Here is a 24589-nt window from a genome sequence, read left to right as displayed (position 1 = left end):
ATATTTTTTATAACTATTACGAAATCTCTCTTTAATATACAGCTTTTTCTACAATTTCTTAACCATTAGCAGACAAGGACTTTCCTCTCCCCACAATTCAGAAAATTCTTCTAAAGGATAAAAACCTACAGATCTATAGAACTCTCTTGTCCTTCTATAGCCTTCATCTGGATGAGAACCACTCAAGGTTTTTACAGTTAGAAATATTTTATTTTCCTTAATTAGCATATCTTCAATAGCTTTTATAAGTCTCTTACCTATACCTCTTCTATGAAATTCTTCTAATATCCCTGTTACATATATCTCACTAGTAAATTCATTATGCTCTTTTATCGACATAAAGCCAACAGGTATCTCTCCTACATAAACTGAAAAGAATGTACTATCTTTAACTCCATTAATGTACTCCTTTATTGATTCCTCTAAACCAAACCAATTGGGTAGAGCTTTAAGTATTAGTTCGCAGATATTACATTTCTCATTATCCTTTGAAACAGTTCTAATATCTAAATAATAATCTAAATCATTTAAAGTCCTTTCTTGCATTATATCACATCTGGCATCCCATAGCTTTTTGTAGTCTTCATCATCTACGACTCTGCTCTTAAGATCAGTGATATTCTTAATTCCTTCTTTATTACACCAATCTATACAAATCAGATATTGTAACCAATCAAGTTCGTCCTCGTCCCAGTGAACCTTAATTTCTTCTATACCTCTTTTCATCAGCGCAAATGCCCTAGTATGACCATCAGTAAAAAATGTATATTTTCCTATCCTTTTTATTGGTAAAGGGTCCATATTAGCTATATCAATTGAATCTAAATATTCTTCTACCTGGGATAATTTTGTTTTGCTAATATATAGTTGGCTTGGCTGTATATTCTTTATATTCTCGATAAATACCTTCATATATCTCCTCCTGATCTGCATAACTCTGTATCAATGCAATTTATTCTTATAGCTTTTTATTAATTTGATCTAATCTCTCTTTGTTTTCTGGTGAATTGTTGAAAGGAATATCAAGCTTTGAACATGGGTATTCACTGCAATATCCGCAATTCTCTATTCCTCTTTCAATTCCACACATACGTATTTCACATTCTTTACAAAACTTAAAAACAGTTTCTGATCCTATGTTACAGCCTGTACAATTTACATCCTCTGGACTAACCTGATAATCTGAACTTGACCATTCCTGAGAAAGTTTCACTTTTTGCTCCAAATCATTATTTTCTGTAGCTATAAAAGCAGGACAATCATTGCAAATTCCTCACATATATATTATAGATAGGAAAATAAAAAATTGCAGCTGTTAAAGGAACAAATAATTGCTCCAGTTCATAATTGCATGAAATACTGTAGGTCCAGCAATCGAATTATATTTTGAGTACATAAAATTGAATACAAAGTGCCAGCCAAATGTAATAATTAGGCTTATAAAGTTATTGGACATATACTCAAAAAAGCCCATATGAGCAACTCCCATTTGAAATGGAATATGCATGAACATAAACATAAATGCAGTTAATAAAATAGCCATGATTGGTTTCTTAACAATCCCATAAATTCTCGTTTGAATAAATCCCCTAAAAATAATTTCTTCTGTCAAGCCTATGCTTATTAAAAAGTAAATAAAATTTGATATAAGTTTTGATACAGAATTAAATTGTCTTCCAGCCATAACTCCTGGCAACAGCTGAATTAGTAATACAATCCCTCCAGTAATTAATCCCATAATGAATGACTTGCCAAAATTTTTCTTGCTAAACCCAATTGAACTCAATTTATGACCACGGAATAGTACATATATAATGCACAAGGCTGCAAGAGTAATATTTATTTGATTACCTAAGTAAATGTTCTTAGTATTATATATGACTCCCATAATATAATATACACCCATAAATAAAGCATAGAAAATAATTGATGCTATTCCGTCTGTGTAAGTGTATTCATTTACCATTTCTTTATATTGTAAGTCCACTGCTAAATAACTTTTTATTGTTTTCATGCTGCCTTCTCCTCCTAATTTACTGCTTTTCCATGACCCTGATACATAGTATCTTCTGAAGTTATGAGAAATAATGAGTCTATTCTCTTTCAGCCCATAGCCTACATTGTTCAATCCTTCTACCATTATCTCCTTGTTCTTTATCATATGCAAAACTATTCAATAACTCACAGGGAAATGTGTCGCACTCCCCACAATGTATTAGTTTTTTACCCTCACAACAGGATTTCACTGGACACATTTCTCCCCAAAAAGGCTTGTCTATATTTACACAGCCTTTACATCCAGTTGACTCCTTGTATTCACACTTAGAGCAAATAATTCCACATCTTGATTCTATCACCTTTTACTTCCCCCTTTTTCTGTATACCTAGCAAGCTCGTTTTCAGCTAGAATATAACCCTTTAACCTATTTTTATCCGGAAAAGTTTCTTTAAATAAGGACCTGATTTATATGTAAACCAGGTCCATTATTTAGCTACTATATGTGGCCTGCACAAATCAAAATTCTTGGCACTCTGTTTTTTACTTCATCAGTTTAACAAGCTTATTAAATACTTCTTCATTTTCTCTTATCTTGTTTTCATTACCAAGTACGCAAATATATTCTTGTTTCATTGCATCATGTAATAGTTGTGCACAAGATCTTATTTTCTCAACATTTGTGGATAATACCGCATCCCTTATTTCTTGAATATCTTCTCTAGTTGTATTTATCATATATCTCTTAGCTTGAATCTGTCCTTTCTTGTAAGGAGTCATTGCTGGTTCTAAACTTGCTATTGTCCCTATGATAAATTGTGTAAGTTCAGTTTCATTTAAATCTAATTTACTAATAAAATCTGACATGCTATCATATACTGATAATGTTTCTTTAAGGTTAGGGTCTCTATAGGAGTACACTACTAACTGTCCTGATTTCTCAATAGTAATGCCAACACCATAGGCACCTCCCCGTGCTCTAACTCTATTGTGCAGATAGTCTCCGTTCAATATGGTTGCTAAAACCCTCATACTACCACTATAATCATAACCTAGTTTTTTGAAATCATATCCCTTAACTACATATTGCACATTGTAATTAGATAAGATACCTTCATTTAATTTTTCTTCTTTAAAGCTATATTTTTCTTGAGTAAATTTATCTTTGTTTAGTCTCTCAGTTATGATATTTAAGTTGCTCCTTACTATAGATAAATCCTCTTTATCTCCAGTAAAGCTTATGATTAAATTATTTAAATTAAATATCTTGTTATAAACATAATTTAGATTTGCAATTATTTCTTCTTTCTTCTTATCAAAAGTCTCAATTAAATCAGATATAAACCAGAAATAATCTAATCCCTTCAATTTTTCTATATATCTCCAAGGCGCTGAGAAATATGAGCTGACTCTACTTGCTGCAACTGTGCTACCTGTGTAAGAAATATACATTTCCATTCTTGATTTTATCTGAAATAACAGCTCCTTGATTCTGTTATAATCTTCTAGCCTTGTGTCTAAAATCAACTCACCCATTAGGCTGACTAAGGTTCTTATATTATCTCCAATAGCCTTACCGCTTACGACAAACTTAGGCATGAACTCTTGGCCATTATCTTCTTTTATTAGCGCTTCAGTTTCAAAATTGATGCCCCCTGTATTAGCATAAATACTATTGGATAATTCTCCATAGGATTTATATTTTGTATCCATCTTGCCTAATAACCCAGCTAATAAATTCATATATGGTACATATTCTTCTTCAATCATTGAACTGTCAAAGTATAGATCTAGATATGCTATTTTACTTGTAAATATATCATGGAATAATATAGTCAACTCACTATCCTTAATTATTTCCTGAGGAATAATCTCAGCCTTTGGATCAACATCTGATATAGCAAGCTTTGGTATTGTTGCTTTTGCTTCTTCTGTGTCATCAGATAGTTGCATATTTTTAAGGTTTTGATTATCTTTTATAAGCTTTTCTAATTCTTCTTCGCTTAAAGATTTTTTATATTCATCCAATTTTTCTTGAATAGCTCTTTCCTTTTCTTCAGCTAAACCTTTCTTAGGCTCGATTATGACTAAAGAACTATGATTATTGTTGATAAACCTTTCTTTAATATATTCTTCGAAATAATTAGTTTGGATTTTTTGTCTTAGTTCTTTTATTGTTTCATCGTATTTTAAGTATTCAATTGGGTTGCCATCATATAACCAACTATCCATAGCTAAAATCTTGTATACTATTCCTTTTGTGGCAAAGCCTGAAGCTTCTCTCAAATCATATTCAGTCTTATTAATTGACGCTTCTATTAATTTCTTATCAATACCTTCTTCAGCTAATTTATTTAATGTCTTTAATATGACTTCTTCAAATTCTTCTTTTCTATCAGTGGAAGTATTTTTAGCAGCTATACCTATACCATGCTTTAATCCATCTACATAAAGTGTAAATATGTCTTCACCTATGCCAGCATCTATTAAAGCCTTTTTTAATGGAGCTGCTTGAGAATTCACTAGAATATCTGAAATAATACTATTCATTAGCTTAGATTCTAAGTTAGACTTTTCTCCTAGTACAAAATTTAAGCTTAAATATGCCTTATTATCACTATTATCTTCTACTGAAATATTGTAGTAGTCAGTTAATTCTCTTCTTGACGTAAAAGGTTCTTGCAATGTAATATGAGAATCTATTTCAGTCTTATTAAAATCTGATAAATAGTTTTCATCAATATAAGCTAACTGTTTCTTTATATCTCCATTTCCATAAAGGAATATATAGCTATTAGATGGATGGTATAATTTCCTATGGAAATCTAGGAAAGCTTCATAGGTTAAATCTGGTATATAGTCTGGATTTCCCCCTGAAGAATATTTATAACATGTATCTGGGAACAATGATTTTGAAACAGCTTCACGTAGTATGCCCTCTGGAGCTGAATAGGCTCCCTTCATCTCATTATATACTACGCCTTTATATGTAATATTATCTTTTTTATTGAATATTTCGTGATGCCAGCCCTCTTGCATAAAAATCTCAGGCTTTTCATAAATTTTAGGATAAAACACTGCATCTAAATAAACATCCATTAAATTATAGAAATCCTTTTCATTTCTACTGGCAACAGGATATATGGTTTTGTCTTTATATGTCATAGCATTTATAAAAGTTTGTAGTGAACCTTTTACCATATCCATAAATGGTTCCTTGGTAGTGTATTTTCTGGAGCCAGCTAGTACACAGTGCTCTAAAATATGTGGTACACCTGTATCGTCTGTTGGTGGGGTTCTGAATCCAATTGAGAAAACCTTATTATCATCTTCATTTTCTAAATGAAGAAGTCTTGCTCCTGATTTTTCATAATAAAATAACCTTCCCACTGATTGCAACTCATCAATTTTGCTTTCTTGGATTAATTTAAATCCATAATAAGTTTTGTTGATTTCAAACATTATATTACCCCCTTTTTAATTTGAAAGCTTATGAAAAGAATAAATATAAAATTTAGTTTCTCCTAGTAAAATAGTATATTTTATGTTTCTCTATAAAATCAGCTTTTTGTATTAATTAAACCACTACATCTTCCTTATCTTATCTAACATAAAATTAAAAAATTAGTATTTATTTTCTTTATTTGATCAATACATTTCCTCTGCATCCTTAGGCAAATCTTTCACATGCTTTAAATGTGCTGAAACCCTTTCATCATCACCATAAGGATATTGAAAACCAAAATAGTCTGCAACTCTAATAGCAGTTTTTCTAAAAAGACTACACATTGCAAAAAGTGACTTCCACATATTATCATAATCAGCATCTGGGTATGTTTCTAATAGTTCCTTCCATGTGTCTACATCTAGGTATTCTTCAAAATATTTGCCTGATTTACCTGCACTTTTAGTAAAATTAGTTTTAATACCTATATCCCACTCAAGCATCTTCATCAACATGTCACGTACATATTGTTCAAGCATATGTTTTGCATAGGGAAGCTCTTCACGCCATATACCTTTTGCAACATAAGTGCTTATCCACCAAAACTCATTACAGCAGTGATCAAATTCCTTTTTAGATGGTTTTTTTATAATATAATCTATATCACTGGCAGGTGGGATTGGTTTGACTATGCCATCCTTATCTAAAAGCAATATACTTAAACTGTCATTATATATGAGTTCGTCTGCCTTTTCTATAGGTATTAGAGTTAGATCAATACGGTTGCCATCAGTAAACTGCATTAGATATGCAAAGCTTCCGTTATTAGCAGGTGGCAAGAGAACCCCCTCCTCTGGCATTTGCATTATCATAATTTCTCCAAATCTCTTAACCCAATTATGATTACATGTAAATGATTCCATATCTTTTACTATATATATAATGTCATAATCCTGGAAAAAATCCTTCTTTACATTTGGATTCGCACGAGAGCCATTCATAATAACTGCACGTATACGTTCGTCTTCCTTTGCTGTACTTAGAATTAAATCCATCATTTCTTTTTCACTACGCATTATATGTTCCCTCCTATGACATATGTGAAGTCTCTTTTTTGATACCTTTTACAATACCCCTTTGTGCCATCTTATAAAGTCTTAGTCATAAACACCATTCCTGGAATATATCCAAGTTTCTGGTTTAAAGCTAGCATGCTATTATTGCTATAATGAACTGTTGTTTGTATCGATTTTATATCTTCATGCCTACACCATAGCTTGCTTCCCATCATTACCATAGATAGTTACGCTTTAGACATCATCTTCATGACAAAATCAATACCTAAAATAATCCTCTATACTGACTTGTCCAAGCATTTCCGTCCCATATAGCTCATCCTTTAATTGGTCTATAAAAGAAGTTATAAACTTCTTTTTTTCTTCTAGCATCAGTCTTGCACTTTCTGTATTTAACAGTTTAAGCGCTTTTTCACAATAGTTTATTTCAATATTTTCAAGCCTATTAGATAATAGGTTAAAAAAGTATGGATTATTTCTGTCTATCCTATTTGATGTCATAAATATTGACAAAATACCAATTTCATCTAGTACATCTGCATCTCTTAATATCTTTAAACAATAATCCTGATCATTATCTTCTTTATCAGAATGTTTTTCTATCAAATATAATAATCTATTTGAGTCCTTGATTGTCTCGTTTATTTCTTGGTTTTCTTTCAACCAATTATGCACAATATCTCTTCCTAATAGTGCATGTTGTTCTCTTCTATGAATCCTACCTATATCATGTAAAATTGCTGCTAGCTGGGTTATTAGAACTTCATCTTGGGATAAGTTATGCTCCTCAGAACTCATAAGCTTTCTAGCATATCCTTCAACTCTAAGTGAGTGTAAAACTATAAATTCCCAGCTCTTACGCCAAGGGTGGTATACTTCATAATCAATTGTTTTATCTTTCAAATAAGAAATGAGAAATCTTTTGCCTTCATTTAAAACTTCTTCATTCATAATATTCCCCTCTTTTTTAGATTATGTAGCATGAATACTATTCTAATCCAGACAGCATTAACTGTTCATATTGATTCTTTTCCTCGAATTTATGAAGATAATCAAAGCATTCTTTAATATCATACATTATGCCATGGGCTTTACATATTGTCCTAAATATACTCATCAATCTGTCATTATTAGGACTTGGAATCTCATACGCATATTTATAGCTTTCAATATAACGGGATTTCATGCCCGGAAAATGTTCATCTAGCTTTTTATAGAAATATTCTCTGTTTCCTTCTCTTAAGGTCAATCCCATACCAAAACAAATAATGCCATGTACCTTAGCTTCTATGCAATAGTCTAAAATTCCTCGTATATTTTCCTCTGTATCATTTATAAAGGGTAAAATAGGACTTAGCCAAACCACTGTAGGAATTCCATTGTCACGCATTACCTTAAGTACCTCAAATCTCTCTTTTGTAGTACTTACATTAGGTTCAATTATTTTACAAAGGTTTTCATCATAAGTTGTAAGGGTCATCTGAACTACACACTTTGTTTTCTCATTGATTTTTTTGAGTAAGTCCAAATCCCTTACAATTCTAGCAGACTTAGTAAGTATAGCTAGGCCAAATCCATAGGTATAGATAAGCTCAATACATTTTCTTGTATTCTCTAATTTTTCTTCCAAGTGAATATATGGATCAGTCATAGATCCTGTACCTATCATACATTTCTTTCTCTTTCTACGAAGAGCTTCTTCTAAAAGCTTAGGAGCATTTACCTTTACCTCTATATCTTCAAAATCATGATTCATCTGATAACATTTGCTTCTTGAATCACAATATATGCAGCCATGAGTACATCCTCTGTATATATTCATCCCGTTTTGTGCCGATAAAATACCCTTTACCTCTACTTCATGCATAATGTGGTCTCCTCTTTAAAAAATTTAACCTATTTTTTAGATTAAATCTTTGCACTAAATAGTCTAACAAAATCCCTTTTTCCATAATATTCAACAGTTTTCTCTAAATACCTTCTAAATATTACAATTTTATTTTATTAGTAAAAAAGTCTTTGAGTAGCACAAGATTGCTTCCCAAAGACAATTTACTTAGTTGCTTGTTTAGTTCTTTCCCCAAAGATAAACTATATCCACCGGTCCGTTTTCTGTACTGGACACAAATTCAATATCATATTCTCCTACATCATATACAATAGTCCAATTCCCTGATAGTAATTCAGATTCTTCGTTTTGTTCAGCAGTATTTAAATATGTAGGTTCACCTAAAATTGCGATGATTTCCTCGAAGGTCATTCCAACTCTTACGTTATATAGTTCTTTATTCTCTTCAAGTACTCCTATACACTTTATGTTTCCAGGCATTATCTCATCATTGCTAAGTACTGCATCAGTAAAAAATATAATATTTCTATCATCATAACTAAAATATAATCCTCCCATAAAGTAGTCATAAACATCAGGAAGTCCCCATTTTTCAATAACTTCATCAGTAGATGTATTTATATTAAATTCTATACCATCTACTTTCCCTTGACGTGCTAGTTCTAATAAGGGATTGTCTTCATGGGTGTTTAACTCAATGTCATCTACTGCTTCGTTATCATCTTCATTATTAATATTTTCACCTTCAGCAGGGTCTGTTTCAGGTATATCCTTATTGCTTGGCTCTATGTTATCTTCGTGTTGAATTACCTCACTTTTTGCTGTATCTAAACTATCTGTATTTTTAGAAACATTGTTGTTACAAGCAGTTAAAGCCAAAATACTTAGAATTAAGGATATGACAATTACTTTTTTGCTCATATTCTTGCTCCTTTCTTGTGTATAATTGTTTGTTTCCTCTTCTATTATACATGTAACTATTAAAATAAGCTATATATGCTTTAAAATTTGGGAAAATTAACCATACTAATATTTCAATGTATAGTTCAACTATTTTTTCCACCTTATATGTACTCCTTGTCTAAATGTTCTAGTCCCTTAGAAATTCTAATACATGCTTTTCTATTTCCTTAAATGGCAGTCTTGCGATTTTTTCAATACTATACTGCATATCTAATACTCTAATGAATTTAGCTCCAAGATAATATCCCGTATCACTTATGCCTAGGACTTTAAACCAATCTCCAAAAAAGTCTTGTGTTCCCTTTTCTTTATCAAATAGCGCCTTTAGGTATAGGTTTTTTAACTGTTTTTCCTTAATCTTGCATTTCTCAAACCACTCTCTACCCCTTGAATCAACTTCCTTCTCCAACAATCCGTATTGGAAATACTGAGCAAATCCTTCTTCGTATAAATTCCAAATTCCTCTATTGTAATAGTTTCTATCAACATTATCAGACAAATCATCTTCGCCTCTAATCTCAAAGTGGACTACATGGCAAAGTTCATGGGCTATAAGCGATTCTAGTTTTTCTATTGTATGCCAATTAAGCTCTGCAATCTTATCTATTCCAAAAAGTATTGCTCTCTTATCATTATATGTATCAACCCACCCTGCGCTATTGCATAGTCCGCAATATAATACAATGTTTATATCTAAGTTAGATTTAAACTCCTTATCTACTCTCATAATTGTATAATCCATAATTTTTAAGATATTTTCATGTGCTTGAACCATTTTATAAAAATCTTCTTTAGTTCTATTAAAAACCACTTCCTCTGCAATCCTTCTCCAGTCATATCCATTTAAGCTATAGTCTTCTTTGCATTTCTTTTCCAGTTCAGGGTATTTTGAAATATAGCTCCTTTCCCATAAATCAATTTTTTCTTTTATAGTTAAATCTAATTTATCTTCAAAGCATGACTTAAAATCTTTAAATGTATCAATAACGTGTATCATAGTATTATTCCCCCTTGTAATACCTAAATCTAATAATATTGCTTAGACTTAGCTTATTATTTTAGAATTTTTTGATTTGACTATAGATAAACCCTTACTGAGTCTCTTTTTCTTGAATATATTCTTTTATTTAATCATAATAAGTACTGTAACTTTCATAATCTATAAAAGCTGTAGTAACAATAAATATCAGAATGGTAAATAATCTATGAATGCTATTTCCTATCATCTACAATGACTCTCCCCATTGTTTATTGCTCCAGAACTCTGAGGAATAATACCCTATATTAAAAAAACTCTATACATATTTGCTTTTTTCACTAATTAACTACCATTTTTCTTTCATTATTTCTGACCTTTTTTGATTGTATTCATGTTCTGAAATTAAGCCTTCTTTTCTTAATCTCTCTAGCTTTCTTAACTTTTCCTCAAAATCATATCCTTGCTCACCATTGTCTTCGGTATAATGAATTTCATAAATTCCTTCTCCTTCTTCTGTAAACCCATTTTTATAAGCTCTATATGTGTTATATATGGCTCCTATAGTCCATATAATTCCAAATGATACTGTCATAAATGGCATTGGTGTTAAAAGTCCACCAATAATAATCACAAAGCCAATAAGACAGAACAATAGTCCCATAAAAAATGTGAATTTAGATACTGACTTACTTGGTTTAATAGTTTGCTTTCTCATAACTATACACCTTCTTTTTTAAATATTAATCAATATACAATCCCATGATTATGGAGTCATAGAAAATATTGTTGACTTGAAAATCTCTTGATATAACGCCTTCTTCAATAAATCCAAGTTTTTTATAAATATGAATTGCTGAATAATTATCGCTTCTAACCCTTAAGTTGATCTTTCTTATTACATTTGAGTTTTTACACCATTCAATTAAATATTTTATAAGCTCTGTTCCTATACCTTGCCCCCAATATTCTTTTAGCACACTAACCCCAAACTCTCCAGTGTGCATTACTCTTGGTCTTGCCCCTCCTGAGAAATTTAAGGTACCAACTATTTTTCCTTCTATTTCTGCAACAATAAACAGTGCATTATTTTTCTTTGAGATACTGTCAATAAACAGTTCTTCCTCTTCTATAGTTTTATTAAATTCTCCTTCTCCAAAAGTCAAAAAATCAGATTCTTTGCTAATTGTATTAATATATTCTAATATTGCCTTAGCGTCAGATATTTTGGCTTTTCTTATTATAACAACAGTTTCTTCATTTATTTTAAACTGCTTCATTTTCATCCTCCAGGTAGTATAAATGATACTTTCACCTAATAATTATAAAATTAAAGTAAATACAAATAAGAATTTAAATTTTCAGTATAATATTAATCGGCTAATTTGTAGTAATAAAATTCACTAATTTCATCAGACTCAAAAATAGTAAACATGTCCAAAAAATCATTAGCAAGCTCGTATTGTTTTAAATCTTCTTTTCTGATCCAAAAAAATATCTCCTAATTATGGCTGTCTATCTTTTATATCATAGCTTATAATCTTATTATTTTTATATGTCATTAGTATAAGAGTTCCCGATGAATCATATGCCCTTACCTTTATCTCTTCTCCTCTTATACCTCCACTAAAGTTAGCAGAATAAACTTCGAACCCTTGCATTCCCAATTCTTCTTCTAAATATTTTTGTGCTACTAACTCTTGTTTAATCCTAATTCTACTTTCAGAACCAGATAGTTTATAATAAGAAAACATAAATATTGCTGCAATTACAATTCCTATTGCAAGTGCAATATTTTCTTTTACAGTCCCTTTCCACTTTAAGGAATAGCTTAAAATCATGTTTATTACAAGCAAAAGTAGAAAAAAATATTTTGGATAAATAAGCATATTTTGAGTGGCTTTGATTAATAAATATATCATAAAAGGTAGTCCTATTACATATGATACATATTTAAGCCATTTTAGATTGATTCTACAATTAACTATACCTATTAAAATAAAAGTAATAATACTCATAAATACACAAAAAACTCCTATAGCGGTATCTGTTATAACATAGGATACTAAAAATAATAAGCCAATAATCAGCACATCAATGAACAGTCTCACTTTACCTAAGCCTTTATTCTTTTTTTCATATATAATTCTCTCTAATCCCGCTAATCCTATTAGTATTATCGATAATATCAATACAATCATACTCTATATCCCCTTTCTAGAAGCAGGTGAATAACCAAATATATCTATATAAATATTTGACTACATAACACCATAAACAGTTCCTTAATACATATTTTCTTTTTACAATATTTTTTAAAAAACTCTCATAGAACACCTATAAACTCATGTCTACCATGACAGATACACTAAAATCTTCATACAAGTAGCTAGATGATTCTATTCCATATAGCCACTGACTAAAAAACTTTTTTAGGTTTAGCCTAGAAATTATTTCACAGCTTTTTTCAAAATCTTTAAACGTCACTTCTTTTTTCTTATTCTCATTTAAAAAAGTCCTAATTATTTCAAAAAACTTCTTATCTCCCACTATTTCATGTAAAACATATAAAAGCCAAGGACCTTTAGTATAACTGTTATATCCCATTTCATATCTTCCATACTCACAAATAGGTATGCTAAAATTCTTTTTATTTTGATTTACGTTTTTTATAAATTGTCTCCTATACTCTTCCATCTTTTCTTTAGCTTTTTCCTCACCCAAAAACTCCTTGATTGCTAATACTTCAAAATAACTAGCAAAAGCCTCATCAAAAAATCTGCTTCTTTGCTCATGATATAACTTAACACTGGGGTTCCAAATATGCCCTATCTCGTGATATAGATGAGTGTAATCAGTATTATTATTGAATGCATGCTCTTCCATAAGAATATAATTATCTCCTGCCTGAGAACCATAACCTTCTTTAACCTCAATTATTGTAAAATAATCATTTTCTCTGTATTTACCAAACATTCTAGTATAATAATCATAAACTCTTTTAACTTCATATTTAACCAATGTTTCGGCTGCATCTTTATGCTTGTTGGAAGCAAAAATATTTAGATTCATATCTTCATCTCTTATTAAACAATACTCTGCAATACAAATATCAAATCTGTGTGATAATATAGTCGGTTCACTTCTCTCATAAATAAAGATTTTTCTATTGGCTTTACTTTCTATATTTCTAAGAATGCCACCACAACCAACGGTATATTCCTCAGGTACACTTACACTTATTTTATATTCAATAGGTTTAAGACAGCTTTCCATCAGTGATGTGTAATTTGGATACGCTATTATCGGATAAGCTATACAATCATTTCTAAGTATTGAAAATTCCTCGCTAATGCTATCTTGGACATATCGCATTACACTCGAATATCCATAAAGTCTGCCCTCATACTCAATGTACAACTTTAGTTCTTCATTTTTCTTAAGGGTTAGATCTAAGCAAATGTTAATATAATTGACTCTTAGCTCTTCATACTCAGGAAAAGAAATCATTTCTTGAGTAAACTTAATGCCTACATTATTTTCATGCCTTATTTCTTTGACACTTAAACCATAGTGAAGCAGCAAAGGGATATTCCTTTCTTCAAAACTAAAGTCATTTTTTATAGTTAACACTCCTTTTGAGCTAAAATATTGACTTTTAGGTTCAATATGAAAGTCTAACACATAACAACTAATTCTTGGTAGCTTAACTTGACCCACAGTAGTTATCCCTCCCTTAAAACTTAGGTTTTATAACTTCCATATTCAATACTCATTTATTTCTAATTCCTTTTCTAAGTAAATATCAATATAGTTTACATAGTTTTTTGCCATGGTTACTTTTCCTATAATTTACCTTCCTTCAAAAAACCTGACAAACATTAACCAATCTATGCATGGTAGCTAATATGCAGCATAACTATCCAGAAATTTAGTGTTTAGTATAAGAATATTTCAAGTCAGAAATACACAAATACCATACTCTTTAATTCTATATATTTAAAAGGTTCAAGAGTTCACATGCTTATTCATTATGTACCTACTGTCACGAATATTCTCTATAATTTCAAATCCATTCTTAAGATATAATTTAATGGCTCTATGATTCTTTGTAAAAACATATAAAAATACATCCTTATTCTGTTCTTTTGCAATTGAGTCAACATATTCTAAAACTTTTGTGCCTATACCTTTTCCTTGAAATTCTTCAAAAATGAAAAGATCATCAAGTTCAAGCTTTTCCCCTTCATTATGTAAGAAAAAATATCCTACCTTAACCCCATTAAAATAAATACATTTATAATTCTCAATATTATTTTCTATCTTTTTCCTTACCCAGGCGAAAATTTTCTCAAAATCTAAATTCAAGTTGGTTTCATAATCATTTATAAGCTTCTTTTCTAAACCAAATATTCTATCAATATCATCAATTGAAGCACTTTTGAATGTCAATTTCATAACTTTCCTCCATTCAAAAATTATAAAGCATTTTGCTTTCTTTGCTAGAGACATATAAGTGAATTATACTGATAAATCTAATCTTTATATTACATCCCCAATCCAACCCTATTATTGCTACTTCACATAAAATCCTCTGTATCTTGTACCATTACATACATTTTTCGTGTAATGTCGTGAATATAGTATCATGTGAGGTATTTATCCTATAACATTAATGTAAGTAACTTTTTCCTTTATAATTACTAAACGACATAAGCTTCACAAGCCTAAAAATTTATTGACTTGCTTCTTTACTTCTTGATTTTCAATAATACAATCTTTTATTGAATTTAGTCCATATTTATGTGTTTCTAATATAAGAATATTACTTGGAACTGTAGAACAACTGTATAATGATTCAAAGATTTGTCTAAATAGATTTTTCTCATCCATATTCCCAATGCCAATGATAAATAACTTGCTTAGAAATTCATCATAATATGGTTCATTTCGCATCCAAAAATCCTGGCTTCGTTCATTCAGCTTGAAATATAATGAAGATGGGTTCCCACAATACATTGGAACAAGCCAAATAATTCTATCAACCCTTTTGGTTGATTCAAAGTATGAATAGACATCATCAGAATATCTACATACCCCGTTCATGCACTCATAATTACAACTTCTACATCCACAAATATCTAAATCACTTATAGAAACGTATTTTATTTCCTCATTTAAAAGTTTTCTCATAATATAGTTTGCTATTGAAAAACAATTTCCTGTTTTTCGTGCACTAAATGATACTATACTCGTTTTACGCATCTAAATATCCACCCTCTCACGCTAACTTATATAACTTTTCCCTTGGGTTTGTCTAATATTATTGTATGTCTTAGTCTTTTAAAAATAGTCCCCAAACTAAAAACGTGGAGCAGCATATCTTAGAAAAGCTTTGTTTCAAGCTACATGTACTGGATTTTATAGAAGGTCTAGTAATTATACAAATAAAAGCTCATTATGAAAAATCGCTGAAGGAAATCATTCTAAAGTGGCTATTATTGCTACTTCAAGTAAGCCATTAAGAATTCTTAAAAAGTGGTAATCCTTTTGACATTTCTCCAATAATAGCGCCTAAATCTTCTTTTTCACTATAAAAAAGCGATATATGAGGCAACCACAATCCAGTATCAGCTCTTGTCCACATATTGCAGTAAGAATCAAATTCTTGATGATACTCCTCATAATATTCTAACAGTTTTCCTGAAGTAGAAGGTATGCAGGCTATGCAATTAGCTGTTAAAAATCCTAACGCTGAACAGTTAATATCGAATGACTGTTTCCCCTCTGCAAACTTCTTTGTATACCTGACGATTTCATCTACATCAACATCGATAAAGCTTGCAAATGTAATATGTCCATAAATAGGCCTATACTCAACATCAAATACCTCTAATGCTTTTCTAATTTCTTCTAGTCAGTGCCCTATATTTCTTTTTTAGCTATAATTTTATATATGGGTACTTCCATTCCCCCTGCTTTTTTTGAATATTCCTCAAGGTCTTTCATCTCTTGCTTTAACCCCTCAACTATTTGACTATTATTTAATCTTTTTAACAAATTAGTAAATCTATACTTAAAAAACTCTAAACTATCATCACCTGTTATTAGGTGCGAACTACTTTGCCATTGTATATCTTTAAATCCTAAAATATGTAAAATCTTTTCTAAAATACTTGGATTAATCTCATTATAAGACAACTCGCCTAAAAGCATATTTGCTCCTCTTAGCAATTGCCACTTCCTTGACCATACCTGTTGCATAGAATTGTCTACAAAATTTAATGGATATTCTTCTTCTATGTATAAAATTCCACCAAAGTTTAAAACTTCCCTAAATCTACTCAAAGCTAAAACTTCACTTCCGCTTTTAGAATTAATAGCACATAAAGTATAGTTACAAACTAAAAAATCTATAGAATTTTCTTCAATATTCTTTAATTCACATCCGTCTGTTTTAATGAATCTAATATCTACATTATAATCCTTTATTTTTCTGTCTAACTCCTCAAAATTACCATCATATATGTCAGTAGTTATAAGTTTAGCACCTCTGAAATCTTTTAATGCTTTAGCTAACTTTATAGTGGTTCCACCTCTACCCGTACCAACTTCTAAAACTGTTTTATTTGTAAAATCTAGTTCAGTAAAATCAATCATAGCTCTCCTCCTTGCTTATTAAACTTTTTCTTAACTCCCAAAGACATGTCCCGATACAAACTATTATCCCGTATTTACGCGTCCCCAAGCTAGACCCAAAACATAGAACCAATAGTGGAACTTCGCTCCCAGCGAAGGGATGGGTACACAATATCTTAGGGCTGGCATATAATATCATGTGTTTGCTCATCCCTGAACATAGCCTAAGAGCTGGCTCCCTAATGGAGCTTTGCTTCCGGTGAAGGGATATGGTACACATTGCCCTAAGATTGTATCCCTGCACACTCTTGCTCAAATACCTTGTTAGATGAAGTTGTCCAAAATGACCTTACTTAGATGGATTCTAAATTTATTATATTCTTGCTTTTTTGGATAAAAACCTAAGTATTACTTGTATAAAGCAATAAGGCAAGTATACCTCTTATAATCCATAATTGAATGTTTTTCGTTAACCCCCTTGATAATTATCATGTTATATCATTTCATTATATAAGTTTCTAATTTTGTAAAATTATATAAGCCCTTTACCAATTCTACAAATGACTACTGCTTCCTGGTCGGCATACACTAATCCTGATGATACTGCATTTCCTTCCATTATTCCAAGTATGTCGATATCCTTTGTTACTATATTTCCTATCACTCTAGTTTCTTTATCTATTATAGTTCTATTAATATATGAGTACTATGACCTAAATATTATTTTGAATTACTCTTATCTTGAGTATATAAGTATGAAGTTAAATAAGTTGAAAATCATGATTCATAAAATCAATTATACATTTGTGGTTCTGTACAATATCCGCAGCTAATAGTCCCATTACTTTGAAGTTTTTAGTTGGAAAAACGTCTCGCTTTAGAACAGATATATTCTTTATTTCTATGCTTTTGTTGCTAATATTGAGTTTAATATTGTCAATCAGGTAAACGTCTTCCTCTATTACTCCACCAATACCAGCAATCTCGTCCTTCTTTTCTTGTTTGGTTTTTAAAAAGGGAGTGAACTCCTTACTAAACATACTCTCAGTGTTCCCTGTATCAAATCCGAAATACATATTGTGGTTATCATATTGGACATTAATAATCGGCATATTGTCCCAATATAATTGATCTTTATTATCAGTCAGTTCTGGTTTCTCTACGATATATTTTCTTGCATGGGGATCAATTGTCCATTTAAAATTACTGATGACATCCCAACCAAGAAAACCATTTACTCTTAGGCTATTACCATCTTCATCAAAACCAAAGTCCAGTTTATTATCTGGTACAACAATTACACTTAAATTCTCAACAGTGTTCTTTCCAATTTTAAATGTAGGAATTATACTCTTAGAAACTGTTTCTGTCATTCCGGTATTTCCTCCTACTGTTACCAAATCAGATGAAGAAATTGCCCCTACACTATCAGCTATAGATTCACTAATTGCAGTAATTGATGCACCTGTATCAAATACAAATGGTATTGTTTTCCCATTTGCCAAGATATTAATTAAAAACAAGTTCATAAATCGTTCATTAGTCATATTTATCATATCTATACTATCTGAATACAAAATTTTCATGTTTTTCACCATATTAATCTCCTATCTTTATGTGAGTAATATTTGCTGAACAATATCTTATTGTTACGCGATATCTTGTTTTCATAAAAGACCCATAAAGAACTTCCCTGATATCGCCATGACTTATAACGTCCCATATTTGCGACGACCCTTAGCTGGCCCTCAAAGATAGACCTCCTGGTGAAGCTTTGCTCCCAGCGAAGGATTGTGGTGCACATTGCCTTAAGATTATGCCTTAGTGTACCCTTATACAAATATAATGTTAAGTGATGCCCAACATTAAGGCGCTTTTTATAGCTTATTATTTATATAATGACTGCTATAATTCCGAATATTTTTTATGAGTAAAATCTTCAGTTAAGATGCTTGTAAAATATGAAATAATATTATACAAGGAATGTGCCAAAATACAACTAAACAATGATCCCGTATTTATGTATAACAATCCTAATATCAGACCACATATCACAGCTGATAGCGTTTGTACAAAATTAAAATGAAGTACAGCAAATAAGAGAGATGATATCAAAAGAGCAAGTATTATACCATATTTGCTTTGTAAGGAATTTAATATGCATCCTCTTATTAATATCTCTTCTACTACTGGAGCTAGTAAGCATATACGAATTAAATTCACAATTGGAGATTGCCGTAATTGCGCAATTGTTCTCTTATATTCATCTGCACTAGCAATAAATACACTATCAAAAAAAGGATCTAGGAGCTTGTCCAATAAAAGATAAAATAATAATGAACAGCCAAAAGCCAATAATACTCCTCTTAATGAAATATTGTTAAGAATACTGACTTTTAACTGATATCTCGTTATTAAAACAAGAATAAAAATGCTATTAAGAGCAATCAAAGTTAAAAGATTAAGCCAAGCAGATATTCCATTTTTTATAGTTCTAAAAATCATCTTATCTAATGTTGCGGGAATTATACCGCACACTATAAGATATGTAACTATCCAAATAATTGTAGTACTAATGCTGATCGTATTTTGATTCAAACCTTCACCTTCTCACAAAATTCTATTACTTTTTATTTCGCATAATTATATTAATAACTTCACTAATAGATCTTTAAGTAAATTGTCTTCAAGGATCGGCCATGATATTGAGGTGTCACTTACCGTTCCCGTATTTGCGACGTCCTTGAGCTGGACCTCAGAGATAGACCACAAAAGTGGAACTTTGCTCCCAGCGAAGGGATGTGGTGCACATCTCCCTAAGGTTATACCCTAGTGTAACCTTGAGCAAATGCACTGTTAGCCGATGGGATGTTTTTATTCATCTTTGCCCTAAGACCAATTGTCTGAAAAAGACCATTAGCCAAGTATTTTATATAAAAATTCAATATTTTGCTTATAATATTCTGGTGCTTGCCAATAAGCCCAGCTACAATTACCAACTATAAAACACAATAGATAAGTAAACATTCTTTCATTAAATCCTTCGTTTAACTGTAAATGCTTTTCATATCCCCTGAAAAAAGCTTTCTCATAATCTCCATTTTCTAAGAAGTATCTAAAATAAAGTCCAATAAAATTTGTTTCTGGATTTCCTGGATAACTTCCTTCAAAATCTATAACTCCGTTTATAAAATACTCTTCACCTACTTTATTAACTAAAACATTTCTTCCGTCAAAATCATTATGTAATAATCTTGATGTTGGATTTATTTTTAATAAACTATAGTTATTTCGAATTTGATCTATAGCCTTAATCAATGCCTCTTTATCAGGTATGTCTTGGCTAAGTACAAGTTCTATATCCTGTTCTACATTTGTAACAAAAAAATCAAAATAATTCGTTATATTTTTTATACTATTACCACCTTCATCCCATTCTCCGAAAAAGTTGAATGTTTTAAATGAGTGTATCTTTCCTAATTCTTCGCCTAATTGTTCAAATAAGTTTAGCTTTATGTTCATTGGAATATCAGTAATGATATTATCAAATAATACTCCTTCGATGTAATCCATAATCAACCATTCTTGTCCATTTTCTAAATTACCGTATTCAAGTATCTTGGGGCATTTCACATTGCTACTTTCTAATGACTTTAAACTAGCTATTTCTCTACTTCTTCTTCTGGTCTTATAATAGAGCTTAAATATAATTGATTTTTCATTTTCTATATTAATTCTATAGACTAAATGTCTTTTTAAATGATGGTTTCCAACAGGCACAATATCAAATTTATTGTTATGTAAAATAGTTGTTAAAATTTCTTTTATTTGATCTTCAGAATAGCTTAACAATAGCATTCCCTCCATAATTGATTCTTTAGGATTATATTTTTTCCTTATAATTTTCTGATATTTTTATTGCTGAAGCGATTTCAATAAACCTATCCTTTCACCTAACGTTCCGTATTTGCGACGTCCCTGAACCGGACCCCAAAGATAGACCCCTTGTCGGAGCTCGCTCCCGATGAAGGGATGTGGTGCACATTGCCCCAGGCTTGTACCCCAGTACACCCTTGTGCAAATAAATTGTTAGGTGATGGAACACATAACCCTCAAAGACCATCCTAACCGTTCTTTTTATACATTGTCAAATCAACTAAATCAATAATCACACCTGCCGACCTTAAGAAATCTAAACCTACAAGTCCATTAACTCTTTCATAAGGATCTATCTCTCCAAAATCAATCTTCATATTTGTTAATGAAATGTCTCCGATCGTTACTTTTTCTATCTTTTTCCGTACTGAACTCATCTGCAATCCACCATATCCTGAGGATTTAACAAGCTCATCATCTTCTGTAAATGCAACATCTAAATCTTCTAAATAATCGGTTAGAATAATCGTATGATATGCGCCTGTGTCAACTATAACATCATCAATAATAACTGACTTGTCGCCTTCTTGTAAAATAATAGAAGCATATAAAAGTCCATCTTTATAATGTAAATTATACATACTTTATACGCTCCTCCTTATGCCTATATGTTTTACTAGGTCAATTATTAATTTTTCATTTTTAGTGCTGTAGATATATTCTCCTTCTTTACGTTGTATAAATTCTTTCATAGCTTCTTTTCCGTCTTCAATAGCTTTTATGACGGCTACCTCATCAACATACTCCTTATTTCCTTTAATATGAGACTTCACTATTTTGAACTTAACAAATTGATTAGGGTATAGCTTTCTTACTTCATCCCAAGTCACAAAAATCTCCCCTTTTATTTATTACATACCATAACTTTATTATATCAAACTTGAATAATAAATTCCTATCGAAGTTGTACATCTTTACTACATAGGCAGACCTCAAAGACAACCTATAAACGTGTTCTATTGCCTAACGTTCTCTTATTTACGACGTCCCTGAGTTGGACCTCAGAGATAGATCCCTTGGTGGAGCTTTGCTCCCAGCGAAGGGATGTGGTACACACTACCCCAAAATCTTGCCTAGGTGCACCCTTGCGCAAATATTTTGTTATGCGACGCTTATCGTAAATATTGAGATAGATCATATTTTTTTAACAATAATTTACCATTCTCAAGTTTATAGATGTATGTTTGGTTATTTTCCACTTTAATTAAACCATCTTTTTGCTCTTCATTTGTTTTTACTCTTAAATATACCTTTATCATATTTTGATCTTTATCATACTGTAAGCCAGTTATTTTATAGCTTTCAACCTGTACATTTATAGTTCTTAGTTCGCTTTCTCTTGGAACAAGACTAGAGAAAATTTTATGATATTCGTCTTCCTTTAATTCTTGTGATTCAATCTCATTAATAAAACGCAAGTCCCTTTTCCCATCCTTTACCTCATTTAATGATTTAACAGTGCTATTTAGTATTGATCCGAATTTATGAATATCATCTATAAATTTAAAACTCTCAAAGTAGATTTTCTTTCCGTTTTCAATAATATAATATTCAGTTTCTTTACCACTCCTATTTAACTTATTAGCATTACTACAACCTATCGTTATAATGATTACTATAAATAACGAAAATAGAAGTTTGTACCTTTTCATTTTATTCCCTCCAACAATTAGGATGTATCGCATACCCCCCAGTATTTCGGCATCTATGAACCTATCCCGAGAGATAGAACCCTTGGATATGCTCGCCCCAAGTAAAGGGATGTGGTACACATCGCCCTAAGATTGCGCCCGAGTGCACCTTTACGCAAGTACACTGTTATAGGAAGTGATGACTCTTTCCACAAAAATAATCCTTCGCATAATATAAAGACTGTATCTTATATAAAAAAAGCCAAATTAATTGCTTTCGAGTAAATCTATAATCTTATATAGTCCTAAAAACAAACCGAAAGAAACAATTAGGGCTACCCATAAACAGTTATCAGCAGGATAACGATGAAATTCAAATAATATACCACCGAACCTCAAATATACCATTTGCAATATTGCTCCAATTAGTGACGCATATGATAATACCAGCATAATTTTTGAGACGTACTTTTTCATTTTCTTCCCCTCCAGTAAAGATTTAAATAAGTTTTTTCAAAAACCTATTTTTATGACGTATTCTATAAATTATGTGTCATAAGGGTCAGCCTTATTGTTAGAAACCAACAATAATATTTACTATGGTTATTAATCCAGAATCTCTTCTACTTGTATTAATACATCTGTATGATGTCCACCAAATATCGCTTTAAATAAAGTTCCTTGTATTCTAACTCGACTATCTATATAACTATCCAATAGTTGAGTTTCTTCTTCACCCATAGGGACTACTTGTATCTCAGTAACTCCAAGTACATCTGAATTTTGAGTATCATTCTCCGTTGCAATAACATCAATTGGGTTATCCAGTTGCAATATAAACGGATATTGTTGAGCATCAGTATCAGGGTTCTCTCCATAATTTGGTGGACCATAGTACATTCTTGTAATTAATTTGCCTTCAATTATTGATACATTAGGCTCAAAATAGTATTCACCTGAATCCTTCAACACCTCTACATCATTTGTGTCTTTTTTACAGGCGATTAATGAAAGTACCAGTATCAATAAGACCAAATACATAGCAGTTTTCTTCAAAATATAATCCTCCCTATCTTAGATTAGTTACATATTTTACTACTGTTAAGTAATATCTTCTTTCCATTAGAAGACCCTCAAAGAGCTGCCCCGAAATTGCCGTGTCTTCTAACGTCTCGTATTTGCGACGTCCCTGAACCGGACCCGTAAGATAGACCCTATAGTGGAGCTTTGCTCCCAGCGAAGAGATGTGGTGCACAACACCATAAGATTGTGCCCGAGTGCACCCTTGCGCAAATATTTTGTTAGAAGATGCGGCAATGTTTTTTCCCCAACAATCCCTCACATAATATAAAAAATGTTCATTTAATTTAATTCAATTTTCTCTCGAAGTTTGTCTTAATTACTATTTTGATAATTTATATTATGACAATTGAACACCTTGTCAATTTTCTCATTAGTTAGTTCTAGGATTTAAATACAACCCCATTATCTCCCCGAAAAAGCTCAACAGCATACTTATCTGAATTGTTACAATCAAAATAAATTTTTGCATACAAGTTTTCTATTCTATCTAAAGGTGATAGAAGATAATATCCGCTCTTAATTAAACAGTCACCTTTTTCAGCTTTGTAAATACATTCAACACGCGCTGTTATATAGCTTCCAATCTTAACCCAATGCGCAGGAACTATATGTGCCACAGAACCATCATAATATAGACCTTTTCTCTTCAAAATTTGAAGCTTACGTTGATTATAATCTCCTTTAATCTTAAGGCCACACCCGACTATCACCCAAAAAACGCCATTAATTAAAAATGCTAAATTCCCATCTATATATAAGAATATCAATCCTATTAAGGTAAAAGGAATACCAAATCCAAATAAAATAGGCTTATACAATTTATACCACGGAGTTGCTATAGTTCGCACCAAATCCACCTCCAAATTCTGTATCCCAAAATTTTGATTTTACCTAAAAAATCATATCATATTTATTTTGCTTAAAATTGCTGTTATGCAGTTTCTTCTTTTCATTAAAAGATCCCCAGAGAACTGCCCCGAAATTGCCGTGTCTTC

Annotated in this window: 29 protein-coding genes; all 29 read right to left on the bottom strand. The window is 31.2% G+C overall.

What is annotated here, in order from left to right; all coding sequences use genetic code 11:
• Window positions 1-48: 48 nt before the first annotated feature.
• A complete protein-coding gene (locus DW1_RS15790; RefSeq protein WP_242942442.1) occupies window positions 49-912 on the bottom strand; it encodes a GNAT family N-acetyltransferase in 864 nt (287 codons plus the stop codon).
• A gap of 46 nt (window positions 913-958) precedes the next feature.
• Window positions 959-1270: a DUF3795 domain-containing protein gene (locus DW1_RS05930; protein ID WP_083605552.1), complete on the bottom strand. Its 312-nt coding sequence runs from the start codon at window positions 1268-1270 to the stop codon at window positions 959-961.
• 45 nt (window positions 1271-1315) lie between these two features.
• Window positions 1316-2161, bottom strand: a complete 846-nt coding sequence (locus DW1_RS05925; RefSeq protein WP_143474369.1) for a CPBP family intramembrane glutamic endopeptidase — start codon at window positions 2159-2161, stop codon at window positions 1316-1318.
• A complete protein-coding gene (locus tag DW1_RS05920; RefSeq protein WP_074349697.1) occupies window positions 2094-2357 on the bottom strand; it encodes a DUF3795 domain-containing protein in 264 nt (87 codons plus the stop codon). The genes DW1_RS05925 and DW1_RS05920 overlap by 68 nt, the downstream gene beginning before the upstream one ends.
• A gap of 182 nt (window positions 2358-2539) precedes the next feature.
• Window positions 2540-5458 (bottom strand): insulinase family protein, encoded by a 2919-nt coding sequence (locus DW1_RS05915; RefSeq protein ID WP_074349696.1) that lies wholly within the window; start codon window positions 5456-5458, stop codon window positions 2540-2542.
• Between the two features lie 186 nt (window positions 5459-5644).
• Window positions 5645-6517, bottom strand: a complete 873-nt coding sequence (locus DW1_RS05910; protein WP_074349695.1) for an aminoglycoside 6-adenylyltransferase — start codon at window positions 6515-6517, stop codon at window positions 5645-5647.
• Between the two features lie 71 nt (window positions 6518-6588).
• The gene (locus tag DW1_RS15500) at window positions 6589-6738 is read right to left on the bottom strand and encodes a hypothetical protein (RefSeq protein WP_159433560.1); all 150 of its coding nucleotides are present in this window, start codon (window positions 6736-6738) and stop codon (window positions 6589-6591) included.
• 37 nt (window positions 6739-6775) lie between these two features.
• Window positions 6776-7468 carry an HD domain-containing protein gene (locus DW1_RS05905; RefSeq protein ID WP_074349694.1) on the bottom strand — a complete coding sequence of 231 codons (693 nt, stop codon included), beginning with the start codon at window positions 7466-7468 and terminating at the stop codon, window positions 6776-6778.
• 37 nt (window positions 7469-7505) lie between these two features.
• Complete coding sequence (locus tag DW1_RS05900) at window positions 7506-8384, bottom strand: SPL family radical SAM protein (RefSeq protein ID WP_074349693.1); 879 nt, start codon at window positions 8382-8384, stop codon at window positions 7506-7508.
• Window positions 8385-8585: 201 nt separating this feature from the next.
• A complete protein-coding gene (locus DW1_RS05895; protein ID WP_074349692.1) occupies window positions 8586-9287 on the bottom strand; it encodes a DUF4309 domain-containing protein in 702 nt (233 codons plus the stop codon).
• A gap of 169 nt (window positions 9288-9456) precedes the next feature.
• Complete coding sequence (locus tag DW1_RS05890) at window positions 9457-10326, bottom strand: DUF5700 domain-containing putative Zn-dependent protease (RefSeq protein ID WP_083605550.1); 870 nt, start codon at window positions 10324-10326, stop codon at window positions 9457-9459.
• 328 nt (window positions 10327-10654) lie between these two features.
• Window positions 10655-11023 (bottom strand): SHOCT domain-containing protein, encoded by a 369-nt coding sequence (locus tag DW1_RS05885; protein WP_074349691.1) that lies wholly within the window; start codon window positions 11021-11023, stop codon window positions 10655-10657.
• A 25-nt stretch (window positions 11024-11048) separates the two neighbouring features.
• Window positions 11049-11585, bottom strand: a complete 537-nt coding sequence (locus DW1_RS05880; RefSeq protein WP_074349690.1) for a GNAT family N-acetyltransferase — start codon at window positions 11583-11585, stop codon at window positions 11049-11051.
• Between the two features lie 225 nt (window positions 11586-11810).
• Window positions 11811-12506, bottom strand: coding sequence for a hypothetical protein (locus DW1_RS05875; RefSeq protein WP_074349689.1), 696 nt, complete (start codon window positions 12504-12506; stop codon window positions 11811-11813).
• Between the two features lie 136 nt (window positions 12507-12642).
• Window positions 12643-14025 carry a M1 family aminopeptidase gene (locus DW1_RS05870; RefSeq protein ID WP_074349688.1) on the bottom strand — a complete coding sequence of 461 codons (1383 nt, stop codon included), beginning with the start codon at window positions 14023-14025 and terminating at the stop codon, window positions 12643-12645.
• 288 nt (window positions 14026-14313) lie between these two features.
• On the bottom strand, window positions 14314-14763 hold the full coding sequence (locus DW1_RS05865; RefSeq protein ID WP_159433559.1) for a GNAT family N-acetyltransferase: 450 nt from the start codon (window positions 14761-14763) through the stop codon (window positions 14314-14316).
• Between the two features lie 261 nt (window positions 14764-15024).
• Complete coding sequence (locus tag DW1_RS05860; protein WP_074349686.1) at window positions 15025-15570, bottom strand: flavodoxin family protein; 546 nt, start codon at window positions 15568-15570, stop codon at window positions 15025-15027.
• Between the two features lie 256 nt (window positions 15571-15826).
• Window positions 15827-15952 (bottom strand): hypothetical protein, encoded by a 126-nt coding sequence (locus tag DW1_RS15910; RefSeq protein WP_278335728.1) that lies wholly within the window; start codon window positions 15950-15952, stop codon window positions 15827-15829.
• A 278-nt stretch (window positions 15953-16230) separates the two neighbouring features.
• The gene (locus DW1_RS05855; protein WP_074349685.1) at window positions 16231-16965 is read right to left on the bottom strand and encodes a class I SAM-dependent methyltransferase; all 735 of its coding nucleotides are present in this window, start codon (window positions 16963-16965) and stop codon (window positions 16231-16233) included.
• Between the two features lie 511 nt (window positions 16966-17476).
• Window positions 17477-17608 carry a hypothetical protein gene (locus tag DW1_RS15905; protein ID WP_278335727.1) on the bottom strand — a complete coding sequence of 44 codons (132 nt, stop codon included), beginning with the start codon at window positions 17606-17608 and terminating at the stop codon, window positions 17477-17479.
• Window positions 17609-17705: 97 nt separating this feature from the next.
• Window positions 17706-18530: a retropepsin-like aspartic protease family protein gene (locus DW1_RS05850; RefSeq protein ID WP_242942445.1), complete on the bottom strand. Its 825-nt coding sequence runs from the start codon at window positions 18528-18530 to the stop codon at window positions 17706-17708.
• Between the two features lie 319 nt (window positions 18531-18849).
• Window positions 18850-19542, bottom strand: coding sequence for a CPBP family intramembrane glutamic endopeptidase (locus DW1_RS05845; RefSeq protein ID WP_074349683.1), 693 nt, complete (start codon window positions 19540-19542; stop codon window positions 18850-18852).
• Window positions 19543-19860: 318 nt separating this feature from the next.
• Window positions 19861-20796, bottom strand: a complete 936-nt coding sequence (locus DW1_RS05840) for an aminoglycoside phosphotransferase family protein (RefSeq protein WP_074349682.1) — start codon at window positions 20794-20796, stop codon at window positions 19861-19863.
• Between the two features lie 272 nt (window positions 20797-21068).
• Window positions 21069-21461, bottom strand: coding sequence for a retropepsin-like aspartic protease (locus tag DW1_RS05835; RefSeq protein ID WP_074349681.1), 393 nt, complete (start codon window positions 21459-21461; stop codon window positions 21069-21071).
• A gap of 3 nt (window positions 21462-21464) precedes the next feature.
• Entirely contained in the window at window positions 21465-21710 is a 246-nt protein-coding gene (locus DW1_RS05830) for a hypothetical protein (RefSeq protein WP_074349680.1), read from the bottom strand.
• Window positions 21711-21992: 282 nt separating this feature from the next.
• Window positions 21993-22532, bottom strand: coding sequence for a hypothetical protein (locus DW1_RS05825; protein ID WP_074349679.1), 540 nt, complete (start codon window positions 22530-22532; stop codon window positions 21993-21995).
• Between the two features lie 246 nt (window positions 22533-22778).
• On the bottom strand, window positions 22779-22988 hold the full coding sequence (locus DW1_RS05820) for a hypothetical protein (RefSeq protein WP_074349678.1): 210 nt from the start codon (window positions 22986-22988) through the stop codon (window positions 22779-22781).
• A gap of 129 nt (window positions 22989-23117) precedes the next feature.
• Entirely contained in the window at window positions 23118-23567 is a 450-nt protein-coding gene (locus DW1_RS05815) for a DUF4431 domain-containing protein (RefSeq protein WP_074349677.1), read from the bottom strand.
• Window positions 23568-23974: 407 nt separating this feature from the next.
• A complete protein-coding gene (locus DW1_RS05810; protein ID WP_074349676.1) occupies window positions 23975-24442 on the bottom strand; it encodes a hypothetical protein in 468 nt (155 codons plus the stop codon).
• Window positions 24443-24589 lie beyond the last annotated feature (147 nt).

Source organism: Proteiniborus sp. DW1 (genome assembly GCF_900095305.1).
GTDB lineage: Bacteria > Bacillota > Clostridia > Tissierellales > Proteiniboraceae > Proteiniborus.
The sequence above is the reverse complement of the archived record's forward strand: the minus strand, read 5'-3'. Positions and strand labels throughout refer to the sequence as shown.

What these genes read in the sequence shown, in the direction of transcription:
- DW1_RS05865 (WP_159433559.1), bottom strand. Translation starts at nt 14,763, where the DNA reads ATGAAATTGACATTCAAAAGTGCTTCAATTGATGATATTGATAGAATA.
- DW1_RS05855 (WP_074349685.1), bottom strand. Translation starts at nt 16,965, where the DNA reads ATGATTGATTTTACTGAACTAGATTTTACAAATAAAACAGTTTTAGAA.
- DW1_RS05890 (WP_083605550.1), bottom strand. Translation starts at nt 10,326, where the DNA reads ATGATACACGTTATTGATACATTTAAAGATTTTAAGTCATGCTTTGAA.
- DW1_RS05885 (WP_074349691.1), bottom strand. Translation starts at nt 11,023, where the DNA reads ATGAGAAAGCAAACTATTAAACCAAGTAAGTCAGTATCTAAATTCACA.
- DW1_RS15790 (WP_242942442.1), bottom strand. Translation starts at nt 912, where the DNA reads ATGAAGGTATTTATCGAGAATATAAAGAATATACAGCCAAGCCAACTA.
- DW1_RS05880 (WP_074349690.1), bottom strand. Translation starts at nt 11,585, where the DNA reads ATGAAGCAGTTTAAAATAAATGAAGAAACTGTTGTTATAATAAGAAAA.
- DW1_RS05820 (WP_074349678.1), bottom strand. Translation starts at nt 22,988, where the DNA reads ATGAAAAAGTACGTCTCAAAAATTATGCTGGTATTATCATATGCGTCA.
- DW1_RS05835 (WP_074349681.1), bottom strand. Translation starts at nt 21,461, where the DNA reads ATGTATAATTTACATTATAAAGATGGACTTTTATATGCTTCTATTATT.
- DW1_RS05825 (WP_074349679.1), bottom strand. Translation starts at nt 22,532, where the DNA reads ATGAAAAGGTACAAACTTCTATTTTCGTTATTTATAGTAATCATTATA.
- DW1_RS15910 (WP_278335728.1), bottom strand. Translation starts at nt 15,952, where the DNA reads ATGTGGACAAGAGCTGATACTGGATTGTGGTTGCCTCATATATCGCTT.
- DW1_RS05875 (WP_074349689.1), bottom strand. Translation starts at nt 12,506, where the DNA reads ATGATTGTATTGATATTATCGATAATACTAATAGGATTAGCGGGATTA.
- DW1_RS05910 (WP_074349695.1), bottom strand. Translation starts at nt 6,517, where the DNA reads ATGCGTAGTGAAAAAGAAATGATGGATTTAATTCTAAGTACAGCAAAG.
- DW1_RS05915 (WP_074349696.1), bottom strand. Translation starts at nt 5,458, where the DNA reads ATGTTTGAAATCAACAAAACTTATTATGGATTTAAATTAATCCAAGAA.
- DW1_RS05895 (WP_074349692.1), bottom strand. Translation starts at nt 9,287, where the DNA reads ATGAGCAAAAAAGTAATTGTCATATCCTTAATTCTAAGTATTTTGGCT.
- DW1_RS05860 (WP_074349686.1), bottom strand. Translation starts at nt 15,570, where the DNA reads ATGCGTAAAACGAGTATAGTATCATTTAGTGCACGAAAAACAGGAAAT.
- DW1_RS05850 (WP_242942445.1), bottom strand. Translation starts at nt 18,530, where the DNA reads ATGAAAATTTTGTATTCAGATAGTATAGATATGATAAATATGACTAAT.
- DW1_RS05925 (WP_143474369.1), bottom strand. Translation starts at nt 2,161, where the DNA reads ATGATAAAGAACAAGGAGATAATGGTAGAAGGATTGAACAATGTAGGC.
- DW1_RS05905 (WP_074349694.1), bottom strand. Translation starts at nt 7,468, where the DNA reads ATGAATGAAGAAGTTTTAAATGAAGGCAAAAGATTTCTCATTTCTTAT.
- DW1_RS15500 (WP_159433560.1), bottom strand. Translation starts at nt 6,738, where the DNA reads ATGGTAATGATGGGAAGCAAGCTATGGTGTAGGCATGAAGATATAAAA.
- DW1_RS05900 (WP_074349693.1), bottom strand. Translation starts at nt 8,384, where the DNA reads ATGCATGAAGTAGAGGTAAAGGGTATTTTATCGGCACAAAACGGGATG.